Source organism: Pseudomonas sp. G1002 (assembly GCF_013385455.1).
Classification (GTDB): domain Bacteria; phylum Pseudomonadota; class Gammaproteobacteria; order Pseudomonadales; family Pseudomonadaceae; genus Aquipseudomonas.
In genome coordinates this window covers 1-17931 of the sequence record NZ_JACAPY010000056.1, presented here as the reverse complement: position 1 = coordinate 17931, position 17931 = coordinate 1, and the positions used below count along the sequence as shown (strand labels likewise).

Annotated in this window: 15 protein-coding genes; 14 read left to right on the top strand and 1 reads right to left on the bottom strand. The window is 61.9% G+C overall.

Annotation, left to right across the window (positions count from 1 at the left end; all coding sequences use genetic code 11):
• Nucleotides 1-18: 18 nt before the first annotated feature.
• The 5 genes from HX801_RS30200 (at nucleotide 19) to HX801_RS30180 (ending at nucleotide 6236) form a co-directional block, all read left to right on the top strand.
• Nucleotides 19-2400, top strand: a complete 2382-nt coding sequence (locus HX801_RS30200; protein ID WP_003213690.1) for a TonB-dependent siderophore receptor — start codon at nucleotides 19-21, stop codon at nucleotides 2398-2400.
• Nucleotides 2401-2403: 3 nt separating this feature from the next.
• Nucleotides 2404-3084, top strand: coding sequence for a Fe2+-dependent dioxygenase (locus HX801_RS30195; RefSeq protein ID WP_177023313.1), 681 nt, complete (start codon nucleotides 2404-2406; stop codon nucleotides 3082-3084).
• 28 nt (nucleotides 3085-3112) lie between these two features.
• On the top strand, nucleotides 3113-4228 hold the full coding sequence (locus tag HX801_RS30190; protein WP_177023312.1) for an ABC transporter substrate-binding protein: 1116 nt from the start codon (nucleotides 3113-3115) through the stop codon (nucleotides 4226-4228).
• A 164-nt stretch (nucleotides 4229-4392) separates the two neighbouring features.
• Complete coding sequence (locus HX801_RS30185; protein ID WP_134325843.1) at nucleotides 4393-5451, top strand: iron ABC transporter permease; 1059 nt, start codon at nucleotides 4393-4395, stop codon at nucleotides 5449-5451.
• A complete protein-coding gene (locus HX801_RS30180) occupies nucleotides 5448-6236 on the top strand; it encodes an ABC transporter ATP-binding protein (RefSeq protein WP_177023311.1) in 789 nt (262 codons plus the stop codon). The genes HX801_RS30185 and HX801_RS30180 overlap by 4 nt, the downstream gene beginning before the upstream one ends.
• Before the next feature lie 158 nt (nucleotides 6237-6394).
• Here the strand turns inward: HX801_RS30180 and HX801_RS30175 are convergent, their stop codons facing one another.
• Nucleotides 6395-6946 carry a cysteine hydrolase family protein gene (locus HX801_RS30175; protein WP_134325841.1) on the bottom strand — a complete coding sequence of 184 codons (552 nt, stop codon included), beginning with the start codon at nucleotides 6944-6946 and terminating at the stop codon, nucleotides 6395-6397.
• Nucleotides 6947-7042: 96 nt separating this feature from the next.
• Between HX801_RS30175 and HX801_RS30170 the strand changes: the two genes are divergently transcribed.
• The 9 genes from HX801_RS30170 to HX801_RS30130 all read left to right on the top strand — a co-directional run bounded on the left by HX801_RS30170 (nucleotide 7043) and on the right by HX801_RS30130 (nucleotide 17738).
• Nucleotides 7043-7687: a glutathione binding-like protein gene (locus HX801_RS30170; RefSeq protein ID WP_003213676.1), complete on the top strand. Its 645-nt coding sequence runs from the start codon at nucleotides 7043-7045 to the stop codon at nucleotides 7685-7687.
• Between the two features lie 233 nt (nucleotides 7688-7920).
• Nucleotides 7921-10362, top strand: coding sequence for a penicillin acylase family protein (locus tag HX801_RS30165; protein ID WP_177023310.1), 2442 nt, complete (start codon nucleotides 7921-7923; stop codon nucleotides 10360-10362).
• Between the two features lie 232 nt (nucleotides 10363-10594).
• Nucleotides 10595-11599, top strand: coding sequence for a ligase-associated DNA damage response exonuclease (locus tag HX801_RS30160; RefSeq protein ID WP_008432130.1), 1005 nt, complete (start codon nucleotides 10595-10597; stop codon nucleotides 11597-11599).
• Complete coding sequence (locus tag HX801_RS30155) at nucleotides 11596-13230, top strand: ATP-dependent DNA ligase (RefSeq protein WP_177023309.1); 1635 nt, start codon at nucleotides 11596-11598, stop codon at nucleotides 13228-13230. Before HX801_RS30160 ends, HX801_RS30155 begins: the two co-directional genes overlap by 4 nt.
• Before the next feature lie 329 nt (nucleotides 13231-13559).
• Nucleotides 13560-14339, top strand: coding sequence for a transporter substrate-binding domain-containing protein (locus HX801_RS30150; protein WP_177023308.1), 780 nt, complete (start codon nucleotides 13560-13562; stop codon nucleotides 14337-14339).
• A 57-nt stretch (nucleotides 14340-14396) separates the two neighbouring features.
• Nucleotides 14397-15125 carry an ABC transporter permease gene (locus tag HX801_RS30145; RefSeq protein WP_102606225.1) on the top strand — a complete coding sequence of 243 codons (729 nt, stop codon included), beginning with the start codon at nucleotides 14397-14399 and terminating at the stop codon, nucleotides 15123-15125.
• Nucleotides 15122-15832, top strand: a complete 711-nt coding sequence (locus tag HX801_RS30140) for an ABC transporter permease (RefSeq protein WP_003209532.1) — start codon at nucleotides 15122-15124, stop codon at nucleotides 15830-15832. Before HX801_RS30145 ends, HX801_RS30140 begins: the two co-directional genes overlap by 4 nt.
• Nucleotides 15833-15841: 9 nt before the next feature.
• Nucleotides 15842-16960, top strand: coding sequence for a succinylglutamate desuccinylase/aspartoacylase family protein (locus HX801_RS30135; protein WP_177023307.1), 1119 nt, complete (start codon nucleotides 15842-15844; stop codon nucleotides 16958-16960).
• A gap of 13 nt (nucleotides 16961-16973) precedes the next feature.
• Nucleotides 16974-17738 (top strand): ABC transporter ATP-binding protein, encoded by a 765-nt coding sequence (locus tag HX801_RS30130; RefSeq protein ID WP_008432141.1) that lies wholly within the window; start codon nucleotides 16974-16976, stop codon nucleotides 17736-17738.
• Nucleotides 17739-17931: the final 193 nt, after the last annotated feature.

Below are 17931 nucleotides of genomic sequence, written 5' to 3'. Positions count from 1 at the left end.
TAGCCTAGGTCACTCCGAATGCCATTGCCTACCCCGCGCGCCCTGTCGCTGCAATCTACCCTTGCGCCGATGTTCGGCCTGCTTGCCGCCGGCAGCGTTTCTCCCACCGCCTGGGCCGATGCGCCGGTGGCGGCGTCGAATGATTCAGTGCTGAGCCTGCCGGAAATCAAGATCGACGGTGAAGCCACTTCCGCCTTTAAAGTCGACCGGGTGACCTCGGCAAAAATCAGCCAGCCGCTGCTTGATGCCCCGCAAAGCGTAACCATCGTCCCGCAGCAAGTGCTCAAGGAGCAAAACGCGCAGACCTTGCAGGAAGTGTTGCGCAACGTGCCGGGCATCACCTTCATGTCCGGCGAAGGCAACCTGGGCTGGGGCGACCTGTTTTCGATTCGCGGGTTTTCCTCGGAGCAGAGCCTGACCGTCGACGGTGTGCGCGATGCCGGCCAATCGACCCGCACCGACACCTTCAACCTGCAACAGGCAGAAGTGTTCAAGGGCACCGGCTCGATCGAATCCGGCGTTTCCGCGGTAGGCGGCAGCGTCAACCTGGTGAGTAAAGAGGCGCATCTGGGGGATGCCAACAAACTCTCGGCCGGCATCGGCACCGACAGCTACCGCCGCCTCACCGGCGATTTCAACCAACAACTGAATGACACCACCGCCCTGCGCATCAACCTGATGAAGCACTACAACCAGGTGGCCGAGCGTGACGACGTGGACTACGACCGCTGGGGCATCGCGACCTCCCTCGGCTTCGGCCTGGGCACCGACACCCGCCTGTTTATCGACACCTTCTACCAGAAGGACGACAACACGCCGGACGGCGGCGTGCCGATCCAGCGCGGCACCGACGGCGACCGCATGCCGGGAGTCAAGCGCTCCAACTGGTATGGCGACTCGCACCTGTACACCCAGCAGACCAAAACCACTTCGCTGACCACCCGCTTCGAGCATGATTTCGACTGGAACGAAGCGACCCTGAAGAACCAGACCAAGTGGGAGCGTACCGACAACTTCGCGGTGCTCTCGCCCGCGCGCTTCTTCGCCGCCAACGGCAATGGCCAAAAAACCTGCACCGGCACGCGCTGTGCGACCTTGGGCTACACCGGCGTAGGACCGATCAGCCAAGTGCCCGGCAGCACGGTAAATGCCTACCCGGGATACGCCAACAGCGGTAACACCGCCTACGGTATTTTGCGAGGGAGCGACTTCGGCCAGTCGACGCGCTATACCATCCTCGACAACCAGACCGACTTCGCCTTCAAGCTCAATACCGGCGGGCTGGAACACGCGGTGGTCAGCGGGCTCGAGTTCTATCACGAGACCTACGGCGGCCTGAAACGCAACGCCGAAGTGCCAGCCGGCGACCTGTTCTTCGACATGAACGACCCGAACCACAGCTTCGCCAGCAGCGAAGTGACCAAGGGTGAAGGCCAGCCACGCTCAGTGATCGACAACGCCGGCATCTACCTGGGTGACACCATCACCCTGAATGAACAGTGGCAAGTGCTCGGCTCCCTGCGCTACGACAACTGGCAGGCCAAAACCACCCAGCGTGGCCAAGCGTCCATCGACAGCACCGACGGTGCCGTGAGCGGCCGGGTCGGCGCGGTGTACAAGCCGTTGCCTAACGGCAGCATCTACGTGTCCTACAGCGAAGCGGCACAACCGTCAGCCCTGGGTGCGTCGACCAACAACCAGATCTACGGCGCCGCGAGCACCAGCAACTACACCCCGGCCAAGTCGAAGACCTACGAGATCGGCACCAAGTGGGACATTGCCCACGACCTGCTGAACGTCACCGCCGCGATCTTCCGCACCGAACTGGACAACTCCTGGGAATACCAGGACGGCGAAAGCGCTCCGGTACGCGCCCTCCCCGCCAAGCGCGTAGACGGTGTGGAACTGGGCCTGCAAGGCAATATCAGTCCGCGCTGGACGGTGTACAGCGGGTTCTCCGCGCTGAAAAGCACCCAGACCAAAGGGGCCAACAAAGGCGAGGAAGCCAAGAACGTTCCCGACCTGACCGCCAACCTGTGGACCACCTACGCCGTCACCGACGACCTGAGCCTGAGTTACGGCGCGCAATACGTAGGACGCCGCCGCTACAGCGACAACAAATACGTCGGCGGCCTGAACAACAACAGCAGCTACGCCACCGGCCCGTCCGGCGTGTACGCGATCTACACCCGTGACCACGAAAAGGCCCCCGGCTACTGGCTCAACAACGTGGCTGCGCAATACAAAGTGACCAGGCAAACCACGGTCAACCTCAACCTGAACAACGTGTTTAACAAGTTCTACTACAGCCAGATCGGCGCGTCCCTGGACGGCTTCCAGCTCTACGGCATTCCGGGCGCCGGGCGCACGCTCACCGCCAGTGTCGACTATGAGTTTTAAGCCGTGCTGATCGAAATCCCCGGCCTGTTGAGTGCCGAAGAAGTCGCGGTGGCCGTCGCCACCCTGCTCGATCAACCGTGGGTCGACGGCAAGGTCACCGCCGGGCGACGCTCGGCCAGGGCGAAAAACAACCGGCAGCTGTCGGAAGACGCGCCGGTAGCGATTCGCCTGGGTGAGCAGATTCTGTCTCGGCTGTCGGACAACGCGCTGTTCATGTCCGCCGCCCTGCCGAAGAAAATCTACCCGCCGCTGTTCAACCGCTACAGCGGCGGCGAGGCCTTCGACTGGCATATCGACAATGCGATTCGCGGCCTCAAGGGTGTGCGCGAACGGGTGCGCACCGACATCTCCGCCACCTTGTTCCTGGCTGATCCGGCCAGCTACGACGGCGGCGAACTGGTGATCCGCGACACCTTCGGCGAGCACGCGGTGAAGCTGCCCGCCGGGCACCTGCTGATTTATCCCGGCAGCAGTTTGCACAAGATCAACCCGGTCACCCGCGGCGAGCGCATCGCCAGTTTCTTCTGGATCGAAAGCCTGGTGCGCGAAGACAGCCAGCGCCAACTGCTGCTGGACATGGACGTGGCGATTCAACGCCTCACCGCGCAACACGCCGACGACCACGCGCTGCTGCAACTGAGCGGCGCCTATCACAACCTTTTGCGGCGCTGGAGCGATGTCTGATGCGCCGCCTTCACCTGGAGTTCTCGCCATGCTGAAACCCCGCAACTTCCTCAAGCTGGGCGCGCTGTTTGCCGCGCTGATCCTCGGCCACGCCGAAACCGCCGCCGCCCATGAAGTCACCGACGTGCTGGGCCGCAAGGTCGAGGTGCCAGACCACGTGCAGCGCGTGGTGCTCGGCGAAGGCCGGCTGATTTCGGCCTTTGCCTTGCTGGACAAGGACGCGCCATTCCAACGGATTGTCGGCTGGCAGAATGACTTGAAACTGTTGGACGCCCACACCTATAACGCCTACGTGGCGAAATTTCCGACGGTAAAAGACATTCCGCTGATTGGCCAGGCGTCGGAGCAAAGCGTCAGCGCCGAGGAAATTCTTTCGCTGAAACCGGACCTGGCGGTGTTCAGCATTTCCGGCCATGGCCCGACTGAACACAGCCCGGTGGCGGACGTGTTGGCCAAGGCGGGCATTGCAGTGTTGTTCGTCGACTTCCGCATCAACCCGGTGCAAGGCACCCACGCCAGCATGACCGCCCTGGGCCAGGCCCTGGGCCGGGAAACCCAGGCCAAGGCGTTCCTCGACTTTTATGACCAGCACATCAAGGTGATCACCGACGCCGTCGCCACCTTGCCGGCCGGGCCGCGCCCGAGCGTGTTCCTGGAATTGCTGGCCGGCGCCTGGCAGGCACCGGGGCACACCACTGGCAAGAGCGGCATGGGTGAAGTGATCAAGCTGGTGGGCGGGCGCAACATCGCCGCCGACGTGGTGCCGGGGGCGCTGGGAGATATCAGTGTCGAGTACGCGCTGAAAGCTGACCCGGATGTGTATGTGGCCACCGGCAATCACAAGCCCGGGTTGATTCTGGGTGCTGGCGTGAGCAACGAAGACGCGCGTGCCGCGTTTGACGCCGTGCTGGCCCGCCCTGAGTTTGTGAACCTTCGGGCGATTCGTGAGGGCAATTCCCACGGTCTGTGGCATGACTTCTACAACTCGCCGTACAACCTGCTGGCGATTGAAGCGCTGGCCAAGTGGGTGCATCCGGAATTGTTCGCCAAGCTGGATCCCAAGGCGACCATGGAAGCGATGAACCAACAGTTCCTCGGCATGCCGCTGCAGGGTGCTTACTGGATTGATGGCAAACCCAAGTAATTCTTCTGTAGGAACACGGTAAGTGTGGGAGCGGGCTTGCTCGCGAATGCGGTGTATCAGTCGACATATTCGCTGACGGGTGCACCGCATTCGCGAGCAAGTCGAATCGTCGCACCGCCGCTCCCACATTTTGATCTCCATCGTTTTCGAGATTGTGTAATCCAATGACCACTCAAACCCTCGACCTCGCCACCGCCAGCCAAGGCTATCGCCGCCTGCTCGCGCGTCGTTGCTGGCTGCTGGCCCTGCTGGGTGGCGCGCTGATGTGCGCGATCCTCGTGGACCTGGCCAGCGGCCCGTCGGGCATGGGCCTTGGCGCCCTGCTCGATGGCTTGCTGCACCCGGCCCACCTGAGCGCCACCGACCAGGTGATCATCTGGAACGTGCGCCTGCCCTACGCCTTGATGGCGGTGTTGGTCGGTTGTGCGCTGTCGCTGGCGGGCGCCGAGATGCAGGCGATCCTTAACAACCCGCTCGCCAGTCCGTTCACCCTGGGGGTTTCCTCGGCGGCGGCGTTGGGCGCGTCCCTGGTGATTGTGTTTCCAGTGACGACGCTGTGGGTGTCGGCCAATACGGCGATTTCCATTTCAGCCTTTGTGTTTGCCGCCGCCTCGGTCTTTTTGCTGCAAGCCATGTCGCGCCTGCGCGGTGCCGGGGTGGAAAGCCTGGTGCTGTTCGGGATTGCCCTGGTGTTCAGTTGCAACGCGGTGGTCGCCCTGTTGCAACTGGTCGCCACCGAAGATGTGCTGCAACAACTGGTGTTCTGGACCCTGGGCAGCGTGACCCGGGCCAACTGGGACAAGCTCGGCATCCTCGCGTTGGTGGTCGCCGTGGTCATGCCCTTTTCCTTCGCGGCCGCGCCACGCCTGACCCTGTTGCGCATGGGCGAAGACCGCGCGCAAAGCTTCGGTGTCGATGTGAAGCGCCTGCGGTTTTTCTCGTTGTTGCGTATCAGCCTGCTGTCGGCCACCGCCGTGGCGTTTGTGGGAACCATCGGATTTATCGGCCTGGTGGGTCCGCACATCGCGCGGATTCTGGTGGGTGAAGACCAGCGCTTCCTGCTGCCGGCCAGCGCGCTTGTCGGCGCGTTACTGTTGTCGCTGTCATCCATCGCCAGCAAGCTGATCATGCCCGGGGTGATCGTACCCGTGGGTATCGTCACCGCGCTGGTGGGCGTGCCGATTTTCGTGTTGCTGGTGTTCAAGCGCGGGAGGCAGTTATGAGCAGCGGGCTGTCGATTCAGAACGCCCAGGTCAGTTATGGCCGGCGCCAGATTGTGCATGACCTGAGCTTGCCAACCCTGGCCCACGGCAGTTTGACCGCGTTGATCGGACCGAACGGTGCGGGCAAGTCGACGTTGCTGCGGGCTGTGGCGGGGCTGGAAAAGATGCAGGGCGTTGTCAGATTGGGTGACCTGGACCTGACGAAAATGTCCGTCGGTGAACGCGCCCGGCGTGTGACCTATATGCCGCAAAACCTTCCGCCGGGCTTGAGCCTGAGTGTGATGGAAAGCGTGATCGCCGCGCTGCGGGTGGCGAACGTCGAGGGCATTGCGCTTTCAAGCGACGCGTGCATGCGCGAGGCCTTTGATGCGTTGCAAAGGATTGGCATCGCTCATCTGGCGGATCAGCTATTGAGCACGTTATCCGGCGGCCAGCGGCAACTGGTCAGCCTGGCGCAACTGATTGCGCGCCGGCCACAGGTGATGCTGCTGGATGAACCCACCAGTGCGCTGGACTTGAACTACCAGTTGAAGGTCATGGATTGCGTGCGCGACCTGGTGCGGGAACACAACCTGATCGCCGTGGTGGTGCTGCACGACATCAACCTCGCGGCGCGCTATGCCGACCATATCGCGGTGCTGCGCCAGGGCCGGCTGTACGCCAGTGGCGCGGCGTATGACGTGCTGGATACGGCGCTGTTTGCCGAAGTCTATGGTGTGCGGGTACGCATCGAGCGATGCTCACAACAAACGTTGCAGGTGTTGGTGGACGGCGCGGTGGCTTAGATCCTCTGTGGCGAGGGAGCTTGCTCCCGTTGGGCTGCGTAGCAGCCCCAAAATCTGTGCACGCGCGTCTTCAGGCGGACTGAGGTGAGGCACTCGGGAGCGCTTCGCACTGGAGCTCCAGCCTGGTCCAGCGGGAGCAAGCTCCCTCGCCACAACGGTCACTCCAGCAACTGTTTGGAGGAAATCACTGTGGCGTACTCGCCGTGCAGGTTACCCAACGACATGGCATGTACCGCCTGCGCCGAATGCATCTGCCCGAAAAAGTCCGCCTTGTCGAAGGTGTAGCAGGCATCTTCGATAACCCACGTCTCAAACCCCAGGTTGCCGGCACTGCGGGCCGTGGCCTCCACCGAGTTATGGGTGGCCACGCCCACCAGCACCACTTGCCGAAGCCCGGCCTCATGCAACCTCGCTTCCAGCCCCGTCCCACAAAATGCGTCCGGCACCCGTTTCTGGATCAACTGCTCACCCGCCTGCGGAATAAATGCATCCTGAAACTCCACCCCCGACTGCTGCGGCCAGAACACCGATTCCGGCGAATGGGACAGATGCTGCACATGAATCACCGGCCAGCCTTCGCGCCGCCAATGCGCCAGCAACGCCTGCATGCGCGCCTCGGCGTGCGGATTATTGCGCCGTCCCAGCCTGGGATGATGAATGCCTTTTTGCTGGTCAATCAGAATCAACGCTGCGCCCGCACGAATTTCCATATCGATAGACCCAAATGTTTCATTGAATTTTCGTCACCCTAACATCACCTATACCTACAGGCATTCGCTCAAGCATCACCACCCTTGGAGAGCTTCATGATCGACCTGTATTACTGGACCACCCCCAACGGTCACAAAGTGTCGTTGTTCCTGGAAGAAGCCGGCCTGCCTTACGAGGTACACCCGATCAACATCGGCCAGGGCGATCAGTTCAAGCCCGACTTCCTGAAGATCGCCCCCAATAACCGCATCCCGGCCATCGTCGATCAGAACCCGACCGACGGCGGCGCGCCGATTTCCCTGTTCGAATCCGGTGCGATCCTGCTGTACCTCGCGGAAAAAACCGGCAAGTTCATTCCCCAGGACCTGCGTGGTCGTCAGGAAGCGCTGCAATGGCTGTTCTGGCAAATGGGTGGCCTGGGGCCGATGGCCGGCCAGAATCACCACTTCAGCCAGTTCGCCCCGGAAAAGATTCCCTACGCGATCAAACGCTATGTGGATGAGACCGCCCGCCTGTATGGCGTGCTGGACCGGCGCCTGGCCGACCGCACGTTCGTGGCCGGCGAGGAATACAGCATTGCCGACATGGCGATCTACCCGTGGATCGTTTCCCACAAGTGGCAGAGCCAGAAGCTGGAAGACTTCCCACATGTAGAACGCTGGTTCAACCACATCAAGCAACGCCCGGCGACGGTGCGAGCCTATGAGCTGGTGCAGAAGGTCAATCCGCCAAAATCCTGAAGGTCAACGGGATCAAAATGTGGGAGCGGGCTTGCTCGCGAATGCGGTGGATCAGCCACAACTCTTTTAGCTGATACACCGCATTCGCGAGCAAGCCCGCTCCCACACTGATTTGTGCCCGACTAGAAACCTTACGCAAATCCTGAAATAAGCATCGCCTCCCGCTTGCGTCGTTTCGCCGCGCTCACTAACGTAGCGCCTTTACTGACGCTACCCCCCGCAGGAGCTTTGCCATGGCCTCGCCAGCCCTCTCACACTTTCTTCCCCGGTTCGGCGTTGCCGCGGCAATTGCCAGTGCCTTGGGCCTGGCCGGTTGCCAGTTACAGAGCACCCAAGACACCCTGCCTCCGGTTTCCGGCGTACAGCCGATCAAGGGCCTGGCGCAGAACGTTTCGGTGCGCCGCAACAGCCAGGGCATCCCGCTGATTGAAAGCAGCACCTTCCACGATGCGCTGTTCACCCTGGGCTACGTGCACGCCAGCGACCGCATCACCCAGATGGTCACCCTGCGCCTGCTGGCCCAGGGCCGCCTGGCGGAAATGTCCGGGCCGGATGTGCTGGATGTCGACCGTTTCATGCGGGCGGTCAACCTGCGCAAAAGCGCCGGCGAGCTATATAACGCCTCGTCGCCGCGCCTCAAGCGCTTCTTTGAGGTGTATGCGCGCGGGGTCAACGCCTACCTGTTCCGCTACCGCGACAAGCTGCCGCCAGACCTGGCCCAGACTGGCTACAAGCCTGAATACTGGAAGCCGGAAGATTCGGCGCTGCTGTTCTGCCTGCTGAATTTCAGCGAGTCGACCAACTTGCAGGAAGAGCTGTCGTCATTGGTGCTCGCGCAAAAAGTCGGTGCCGACAAACTCGCCTGGCTGACCCCGAGCTACCCGGATGAACCGCTGCCAGTGGCCGAGTCCGACAAGCTCAAGGGCATCAACCTGGGCCAGATCCCGGGCCTCGCTGCGCTGACCAGCCTCAGCGAGCACCTCGGCCCCCTCAACACCCTGGGCACGTCCAGCTCCAGCAACTGGGCGATCGGCCCGCAGCGCAGCCGCAGTAACAAGAGCCTGCTGGCCAATGACCTGTCGACCTCGATGCAGGCTCCGTCGCTGTGGAACTACGTGCAGATCCGCTCGCCGAAATACCAGGCCGCCGGTGTGTCCATCGCCGGTTTGCCAACCCTGCTTTCCGGCTTCAACGGCAAGGTGGCCTGGAGCATGAGCCAGGTCTCGGGTGACACCCAGGACGTATTCCTGGAGAAGGTCAAGCGCCAGGGCAACGCGCTGTACTACGAGAACAACGGCAAATGGCTGCCCGCCATCGTGCGCAACGAAACCTACTTCGCCAAGGGCCAGCGGCCGATTCGCGAAGCGGTGTACGAAACCCGCCACGGGCCGCTGCTCAACAGTGCCCAGTCGCTGACCAGCGGCTACGGCCTGGCGTTGCAAACCGCCGATTTCAAGGACGACAAGAGCCTGGACGCGTTCTTCGACCTGTCCCGTGCGCAAACCGCCGGTAAAGCGTCTGACGCCACCCGGGAAATTCGCGCAATTGCCTTGAACATGGTCTTCGCCGACGCCAGCAGCATTGGCTGGCAAGTGACCGGGCGGTTCCCCAACCGCCGTGAAGGCGAAGGCCTGGTGCCATCGCCGGGCTGGGACGGGCGTTTCGACTGGGATGGCTACGCCGACGCGATGCTGCACCCCTACGATCAGGACCCGGCCCAGGGTTGGATCGGCACGGCCAACCAGCGCACCATTCCCCGTGGCTACGGCATGCAACTGTCCAACTCGTGGGCCGCGCCGGAACGCGCCGAACGTATCGCGCAACTGGCCGGCAGCAGCAAGCATGACAGCCGCAGCATGATTGCCATGCAGTACGACCAGACCACCACGTTTGCCGCCAAGCTCAAGAGCATGTTCCAGGCGCCGGGCATGGCCCACCCGCTGAAACAGGCAATCGATGGATTGCCGGTGGCAGACCAGGCCAAGGCGCGGGAAGCACTGGGCCGCCTGATGGCCTTCGACGGTCGGCTGGCATCCACCTCCGCCGACGCGGCGATTTATGAGTTGTTCCTGCAGGAAAGCGCCAAGCAGATTTTCCTCGACGAACTCGGTCCGGAAAACAGCGCCACCTGGAAAGCCTTTATCGGTAACGCCAACCTGTCGTACTCGGCGGTGGCCGACCACCTGCTGGGGCGCGAAGACAGCCCGTTCTGGAATGACGCCCGCACCGGGCAGAAAACCGACAAGCCGGCGATCCTCGCCCGCAGCCTGGCCGCCGCGATCACCGCAGGCGACAGCGCGCTGGGCGCCGATCACAAGGCCTGGCAGTGGGGCAAACTGCACAGCTACACCTGGAAGAACACCAGCGGCCAGGCCATTCGCGGCCCACTGGCCGCGGGCGGCGATCACAACACCCTGAACAGCGCACCGTATAGCTGGGGCCAGAGTTTCGACACGACCCAGGTGCCGGCGCTGCGGATGATTGTCGACTTCGGCCTGGCGGAACCGATGATGGGCCAAAGCGGCATCGGCCAATCCGGCAACCCGGCCAGCCCGAACTATGCCAATGGCATCGACCCGTGGCTGAAGGCGCAATACCTGAGCTTCCCGATGCAGCCACAGAACTTTGACGGGGTGTACGGGAAGACGCGGTTGACGCTGGTGCCGGGCAAGTAACCCGGTTTCCCTGACTCAACCGGATCAAAATGTGGGAGCGGGCTTGCTGTGGTGAGCGGGCTTGCCCCGCGTTGGGCTGCGAAGCAGCCCCATCAATCTGTGGTGAACCCGACGGGGGACAAGCCCCCTCACCACAGCAAGCCCGCTCCCACATTTGATTGCATGCATTCCGATAGAACTTCTCCACCCGCCCTCGCCTCATAATTAACAAGCCCACCTCCACGGCACGCCCATGGACCTTGTTATCGCCCGGCCCGAAGGCCTCTACTGCCCCGCCGGGGATTTCTACATCGACCCCTGGCGCCCGGTGGAACGTTCGGTCATCACCCACGCCCACGGCGACCACGCCCGCACCGGCAACCAACACTACCTGGCCGCCGCCCCCGGCGAAGGTATCCTGCGCTCGCGCCTCGGCCAGGACATCAACCTGCAAACCCTGGCCTACGGCGAAAGCCTGCGCCACCACGGCGTCACCTTGAGTTTCCACCCCGCCGGCCATGTCCTCGGCTCCGCCCAGGTGCGCCTGGAATACCAGGGTGAAGTCTGGGTCGCCTCCGGCGACTATAAAGTCGAGCCCGACGGCACCTGCGCGCCGTTCGAACCGGTGCGCTGCCATACGTTTATCACCGAATCGACCTTCGGCCTGCCGATCTACCGCTGGCAGCCCCAGGCGCAGATTTTTGCCGGGATCAACGACTGGTGGCAGGCCAATATCGCCGCCGGCAAGGCCAGCGTGTTGTTCTGTTATTCCTTCGGCAAAGCCCAGCGGATTCTCCACGGCATCGACGCCAGCATCGGCCCGATCCTCAGCCATGGCGCGGTCGAACCCTTGAACCGGGTGTACCGCGAAGCTGGCATCTATATCCCTGAAACCCTCTACGCAGGCGACTTCAAAAAGACCGACCCTTTGTTGCGCCAGGCCCTGATCATCGCCCCGCCCTCCGCCGGTGGCAGCACCTGGATTCGCCGCTTCGGCGACTACAGTGACGCCTTCGCCAGCGGCTGGATGCGCCTGCGCGGAACCCGGCGGCGGCGCGGCGTGGATCGCGGCTTTGTGCTCTCGGACCACGCCGATTGGCCCGGACTGTTATGGGCCATTGAGCAAACCGGTGCCGAGCGGGTAATGGTCACCCACGGTTCTGTGGGCGTATTGGTCAGGCACCTGCGGGAAAAGGGCCTGGATGCCCAGGGATTCACCACCGAATACGGCGATGACGAAGAGGAGGCCACGTCATGAAAGCCTTCGCCGAGCTGTACGCCAACCTCGACGCCACCACCTCCAGCAACGCCAAGCTCGCCGCCTTGCAGGCTTATTTCCTACAGGCGCCCGCGGAAGATGCTGCGTGGGCGGTGTACTTTTTATCCGGCGGCCGGCCCCGACAACTGGTGCCCACCCGGTTGATGCGGGACATGGCCACCGAAGCCGCGAGCATTGAGCCGTGGCTGTTCGAAGAGAGTTATCAGTCGGTAGGCGACCTGGCGGAAACCATTTCCCTGCTGTTACCGGAATCGCCCCACACCTCGGACGATGGTCTGGCCGTGTGGCTGGAAGAAAAACTCCTGCCCTTGCGTGGCCTGCCGCCAGAAGAACTGGCAGAACGCCTGCCCGCGTTGTGGGCACAGCTGGATCAGCCGAGCCTGATGCTCTGCATCAAGCTGATCACCGGCAGCTTCCGGGTCGGTGTGTCGAAGTTGCTGGTCACCCGCGCCCTGGCCGCCATGGCCGGGCTGGACAGCAAACGCGTGGCCCAGCGGCTGGTGGGCTACACCGACCTGTCGAACCGTCCGACGGCCGAAGGCTATTTGAAGCTGATTGCCGCCGAATCGTCCGACGAACACGCCCAGCGTGGCGGGCAGCCTTATCCGTTTTTCCTGGCCCATGGCCTGGCCCAGCCGGTGGAGCAGTTCGATGCCTTGCTCGGCTCCCCTGCTGACTGGCAAGTGGAATGGAAGTGGGACGGTATCCGCGCACAACTGGTCAAGCGCGAAGGCCGCTTGTGGGTCTGGTCTCGGGGCGAAGAACTGGTCACCGAGCGCTTTCCGGAGCTTCATGACCTGGAAAACAGCCTGCCCGATGGCACGGTGATCGACGGCGAAATCGTGGTGTGGAAGGACTCGGTGCAACCCTTCGCCCTGCTGCAACAGCGCATTGGCCGCAAGACCCTGGGCAAGAAAATCCTCGAAGACGCGCCGGTCGCCGTGCTCGCTTATGACCTGCTGGAACACCACGGCGAAGACTGGCGCAACCACACCCAGGCCGAACGCCGGGCGCAACTGGAGCTGGTGGTCAGCGACTGCGACCAGCCAACGTTGCGCACGTCGCCATTGCTGATCGGCGATAGCTGGCAAGACTTGGCAGAGCAGCGTGAGGCGTCCCGCAGCCTGGGCGTGGAAGGCATGATGCTCAAGGCCCGGGACGGGCTCTACGGCGTGGGCCGGACCAAGGACATGGGCGTGTGGTGGAAGTGGAAAGTCGACCCGTTCAGTGTCGATGCGGTGCTGATCTATGCCCAGCGCGGCCATGGCCGGCGCGCCAGCCTGTACAGCGACTACACCTTTGCGGTGTGGGACGGCCCGCCCGGTACTGAGCGTACGTTGGTGCCGTTCGCCAAGGCGTATTCCGGGCTGACCGATGAGGAAATGCGCAAGGTCGACGCCATCGTACGCAAGACCACCGTGGAGAAATTCGGCCCAGTGAGCAGCGTCACGCCGAGCATGGTGTTTGAACTGGGTTTTGAAGGGATTGCCCTGTCCAAGCGGCACAAGAGCGGAATTGCGGTGCGTTTCCCGAGGATGTTGCGCTGGCGCCAGGACAAGGCCGTCGAGGAAGCCGACAACCTGGCGACCCTGCAGGATTTACTGGCCTGACACGTCTCTCACGAACGCCACCGATCAATGTGGGAGCGGGCTTGCTCGCGAATGCGGTGTGTCAGTCAATACATGTACCGACTGATCCACCGCATTCGCGAGCAAGCCCGCTCCCACATTTGAAAACCTCACACGCCCCAAAATAATGCATAGATTGATCAATGCCCATTTTCGGGCATTTCCTACTGGCACAACTCCTTAATCTCACCTTTTAAAACGACCATTCGGAACTATGGTGCAGAAATTGCTACTTGAGTCCGGTCTGACACCGTTCAGTAACAGTCCTAACCGCGCCACAAGCGCTTATCTTGGTTTCCAGGGATTACATAATGAAAAAAGCATTGCTGACCCTTTCTGCACTGGCTCTGTGCATGGCCGCCGGTTCCGCGCTGGCCAAGGAATACAAGGAATTGCGTTTTGGTGTCGATCCGTCCTACGCGCCGTTTGAGTCTAAAGCCGCTGACGGCAGCCTGGTGGGCTTCGATATCGACCTGGGCAATGCCATCTGTGCCGAGCTGAAGGTCAAGTGCAAGTGGGTCGAAAGTGATTTCGACGGCATGATTCCAGGCCTCAACGCCAACAAGTTTGACGGCGTGATTTCCTCGATGACCGTGACCGAAGCCCGTGAAAAGGCGATCGACTTCTCCAACGAGCTGTTCTCCGGCCCAACTTCCCTGGTGTTCAAAAAGGGCGCGAACTACTCCACGCCTGAGTCCCTGAAGGGTAAAACCGTGGGCTACGAGCAAGGCACCATCCAGGAAGCCTACGCCAAGGCCGTACTGGACAAGGCCGGTGTCACCACCAAGGCCTACGCCAACCAGGACCAGGTGTACGCCGACCTGACTTCCGGCCGCCTGGACGCTTCCGTGCAGGACATGCTGCAAGCCGAACTGGGCTTTTTGAAGTCGCCAGCCGGTGCTGACTACGAAGTCAGCAAGGCCATCGACGATCCACTGCTGCCGTCCAAAACTGCGGTCGGTATCAAAAAAGGTAACAAAGACCTCAAGGCCTTGTTGGATAAAGGTATCAAAGCGTTACACGATGATGGCACCTACGCCACCATCCAGAAGAAACACTTTGGCGATCTGAACCTGTACAGCGGCAAATAATGCCTGGGGCGCCCTTCCTCTGGAGGGGCGCTTTTTTATCGCCATAGGTCCTGATTTATGTTCGAAGATCTTTTGCAAACCCTGGGGCTCAGTGCCTTCAGCTTGAAGGGTTTCGGCCCGCTGTTGCTGCAAGGCACCTGGATGACCGTCAAGTTGTCGGTGTTCTCCCTGGCCGTCAGCGTGTTGCTGGGCCTGCTCGGGGCTACTGCCAAACTGTCCAGCCTGCCGTTCCTGCGGGTTCCCGCGCAGATCTACACCACCCTGATTCGCGGCGTGCCCGACCTGGTGCTGATGCTGCTGATTTTCTACAGCCTGCAAATCTGGCTGACCAGCTTTACCGACTTTATGGAATGGGACTACATCGAGATCGACCCATTCAGCGCCGGGGTCATCACCCTGGGCTTTATCTACGGTGCGTATTTCACCGAGACCTTTCGCGGCGCGATCCTCGCCGTGCCCCGTGGCCAATTGGAGGCCGCCACGGCCTACGGGCTCACGCGTGGCCAGCGGTTTCGCTTCGTGACCTTCCCGCAGATGATGCGCTTCGCCCTGCCGGGCATTAACAACAACTGGTGCGTGATGCTCAAGGCCACCGCCCTGGTGTCGATCATCGGCCTGGCCGACCTGGTCAAGGCCGCTCAGGATGCCGGCAAGAGTACTTATCAGCTGTTCTATTTCCTGGTGATCGCCGCGTTTATCTACCTGTTGATCACCAGCGCGTCCAACTTCGTCCTGCGCCGCCTCGAACGGCGCTACTCCGCAGGCTCCCGGGAGGCAGTGCGATGATCGAACTTATCCAGCAATACTGGCGCCCCTTCCTTTATAGCGACGGCCAGCACATCACCGGGCTGGCCATGACGATGTGGCTGCTCAGCGCGTCGATCTTCATCGGCTTCCTGGTATCGATCCCGCTGTCCATTGCGCGGGTGTCGCGCAATCGCTGGGTGCGCTGGCCGGTGCAGTTCTACACCTACCTGTTTCGCGGCACGCCGCTGTATATCCAGTTGCTGATTTGCTACACCGGGATCTACAGCATCGCGGCGGTTCGCGCGCAGCCGGTGCTGGACGCGTTCTTTCGTGATGCGATGAACTGCACGATTCTCGCCTTCGCCCTCAACACCTGCGCCTACACCACGGAGATTTTTGCCGGGGCGATCCGCAGCATGGCCCACGGCGAAGTCGAAGCGGCGAAAGCCTACGGCCTCAGCGGCTGGAAGCTGTATGCCTACGTGATCATGCCGTCGGCCCTGCGCCGCTCGCTGCCGTACTACAGTAATGAAGTAATCCTGATGCTGCACTCGACGACGGTGGCCTTCACCGCGACCATCCCGGATATCCTGAAAGTCGCCCGGGACGCCAACTCGGCCACCTACATGACCTTTCAATCATTCGGTATCGCTGCGCTGATCTACCTGACCGTGACCTTTGCCCTGGTCGGTCTGTTTCGTCTGGCGGAGCGTCGCTGGCTGGCCTTTCTCGGCCCCAGCCACTAAGGAGCCTTCATGCGTCATCAGATTCATCCACTTGTGGCTCCGGTGCCGGGCACGGAGCGACAAATCCACAGTTTCCACTTCGGGCCGGAGCAGGCCGAAGGCAAGGTCTACATCCAGTCGTCACTGCACGCCGACGAATTGCCGGGCATGCTGGTGGCCTGGCACTTGAAGGCGCGCCTGGCGGAGCTGGCTGCGGCCGGCCGCCTGCGCAGCGAGATCGTGCTGGTGCCGATCGCCAACCCGACCGGCCTGGAACAAGTGTTGATGGACATCCCCCTGGGCCGCTATGAGCTGGAAAGCGGGCAGAACTTCAACCGCCTGTTTGTCGACCTGTCCGACGAGGTTGGCAATCAAGTCGAAGGCCTGCTGGGAGATGATCCTGCGCACAACGTCGAACTGATCCGCGATGCGCTGACCATGGCCCTGGCGGCGCAAACGCCCGTCACACAACTGGAATCCCAACGCCTGGTGCTGCAACGCCTGGCGTGTGATGCCGACATGGTGCTGGACCTGCACTGCGACTTCGAAGCCGTTGCACACCTGTACACCACCCCCGAGGCGTGGCCGCAGGTGGAGCCGCTGGCGCGCTATATCGGTTCGGAAGCCAGCCTGTTGGCTACCGATTCCGGTGGGCAGTCGTTCGATGAGTGTTTCACGCTGGTGTGGTGGCAATTGCAACAACGGTTTGGCGAGCGCTTCCCGATTCCGATGGGCAGCTTTTCCGTCACCGTCGAGTTGCGCGGCCAGGGCGACGTCAACCACGGCCTGGCCAGCCTCGACTGCCAGGCGATCATCGATTACCTGATTCACTTCGGCGCAATCAGCGGCGAGCCGGCATCGCTGCCGGAATTGCCCTACCCCGCCACACCGCTGGCGGGCGTCGAGCCGGTGGCCACACCCGTGGGCGGCTTGCTGGTATTCAGCGCGCTGCCTGGGGAATACGTGGACGCCGGGCAACTGATCGCCGAAATCATCGACCCCATTTCCGACCGCGTAACGCCAGTGCATTGCCGCAATGCCGGGCTGCTTTACGCTCGTTCGCTGCGGCGCATGGCCACTGCCGGGATGGTCATTGCCCATGTCGCCGGCACTGAAGCCTATCGCAGCGGCTACCTACTTTCGCCTTGAGGATGCACGCCCCATGTACAAATTGACCGTTGAAGGCCTGCATAAAAGCTATGGCGACAATGAGGTGCTCAAAGGTGTCTCGCTCAAGGCCAGGACCGGTGATGTGATCAGCTTGATCGGCGCCAGTGGCTCGGGCAAGAGTACCTTTTTGCGGTGTATCAATTTTCTTGAACAGCCCAATGATGGCGCGATGACGCTGGATGGGCAGCAGATTCGCATGGTCAGTGACCGCCATGGGATGCGCGTGGCGGATGATGCTGAGTTGCAGCGCCTGCGTACGCGGTTGGCGATGGTGTTTCAGCATTTCAATCTGTGGAGCCACATGAGTGTGCTGGAGAACATCACCATGGCGCCGCGCCGGGTGCTGGGTTGCAGCAAGAAGGACGCCGAGGATCGCGCTCGCCGGTATCTGGACAAGGTGGGGTTGCCGGCGCGGGTGGCCGGTCAATATCCGGCGTTTTTGTCGGGTGGCCAGCAACAGCGGGTGGCGATTGCCAGGGCGCTGGCGATGGAGCCGGAGGTGATGCTGTTTGACGAGCCGACTTCGGCGCTTGACCCGGAGTTGGTGGGTGAGGTGTTGAAGGTGATCCAGGGTCTGGCTGAGGAAGGCCGGACGATGATCATGGTGACCCATGAGATGAGCTTTGCGCGCAAGGTGTCGAGCCAGGTGCTGTTTTTGCACAAGGGGTTGGTGGAGGAACAGGGTGCGCCGGAGGATGTGCTGGGTAATCCGAAGAGCGAGCGGTTGCAGCAGTTTTTGAGTGGGAATTTGAAGTAGCCCGCAGGGGTTGGGTGTATATCCGTTATTTAGGTAACGGCCACTTATGGTTCCGCTCTTACAGCGGCTCACTTTTGAACAGCGCAAAAGTAAGCAAAACGCTCTTGCCCCACCACTCGGCTCCTCGCTTAGGCTCGGAGTGCCCTCACTCCGGCTTTGGACCGTGGGCCGCCGTCATGGGCCATCCCTGGCC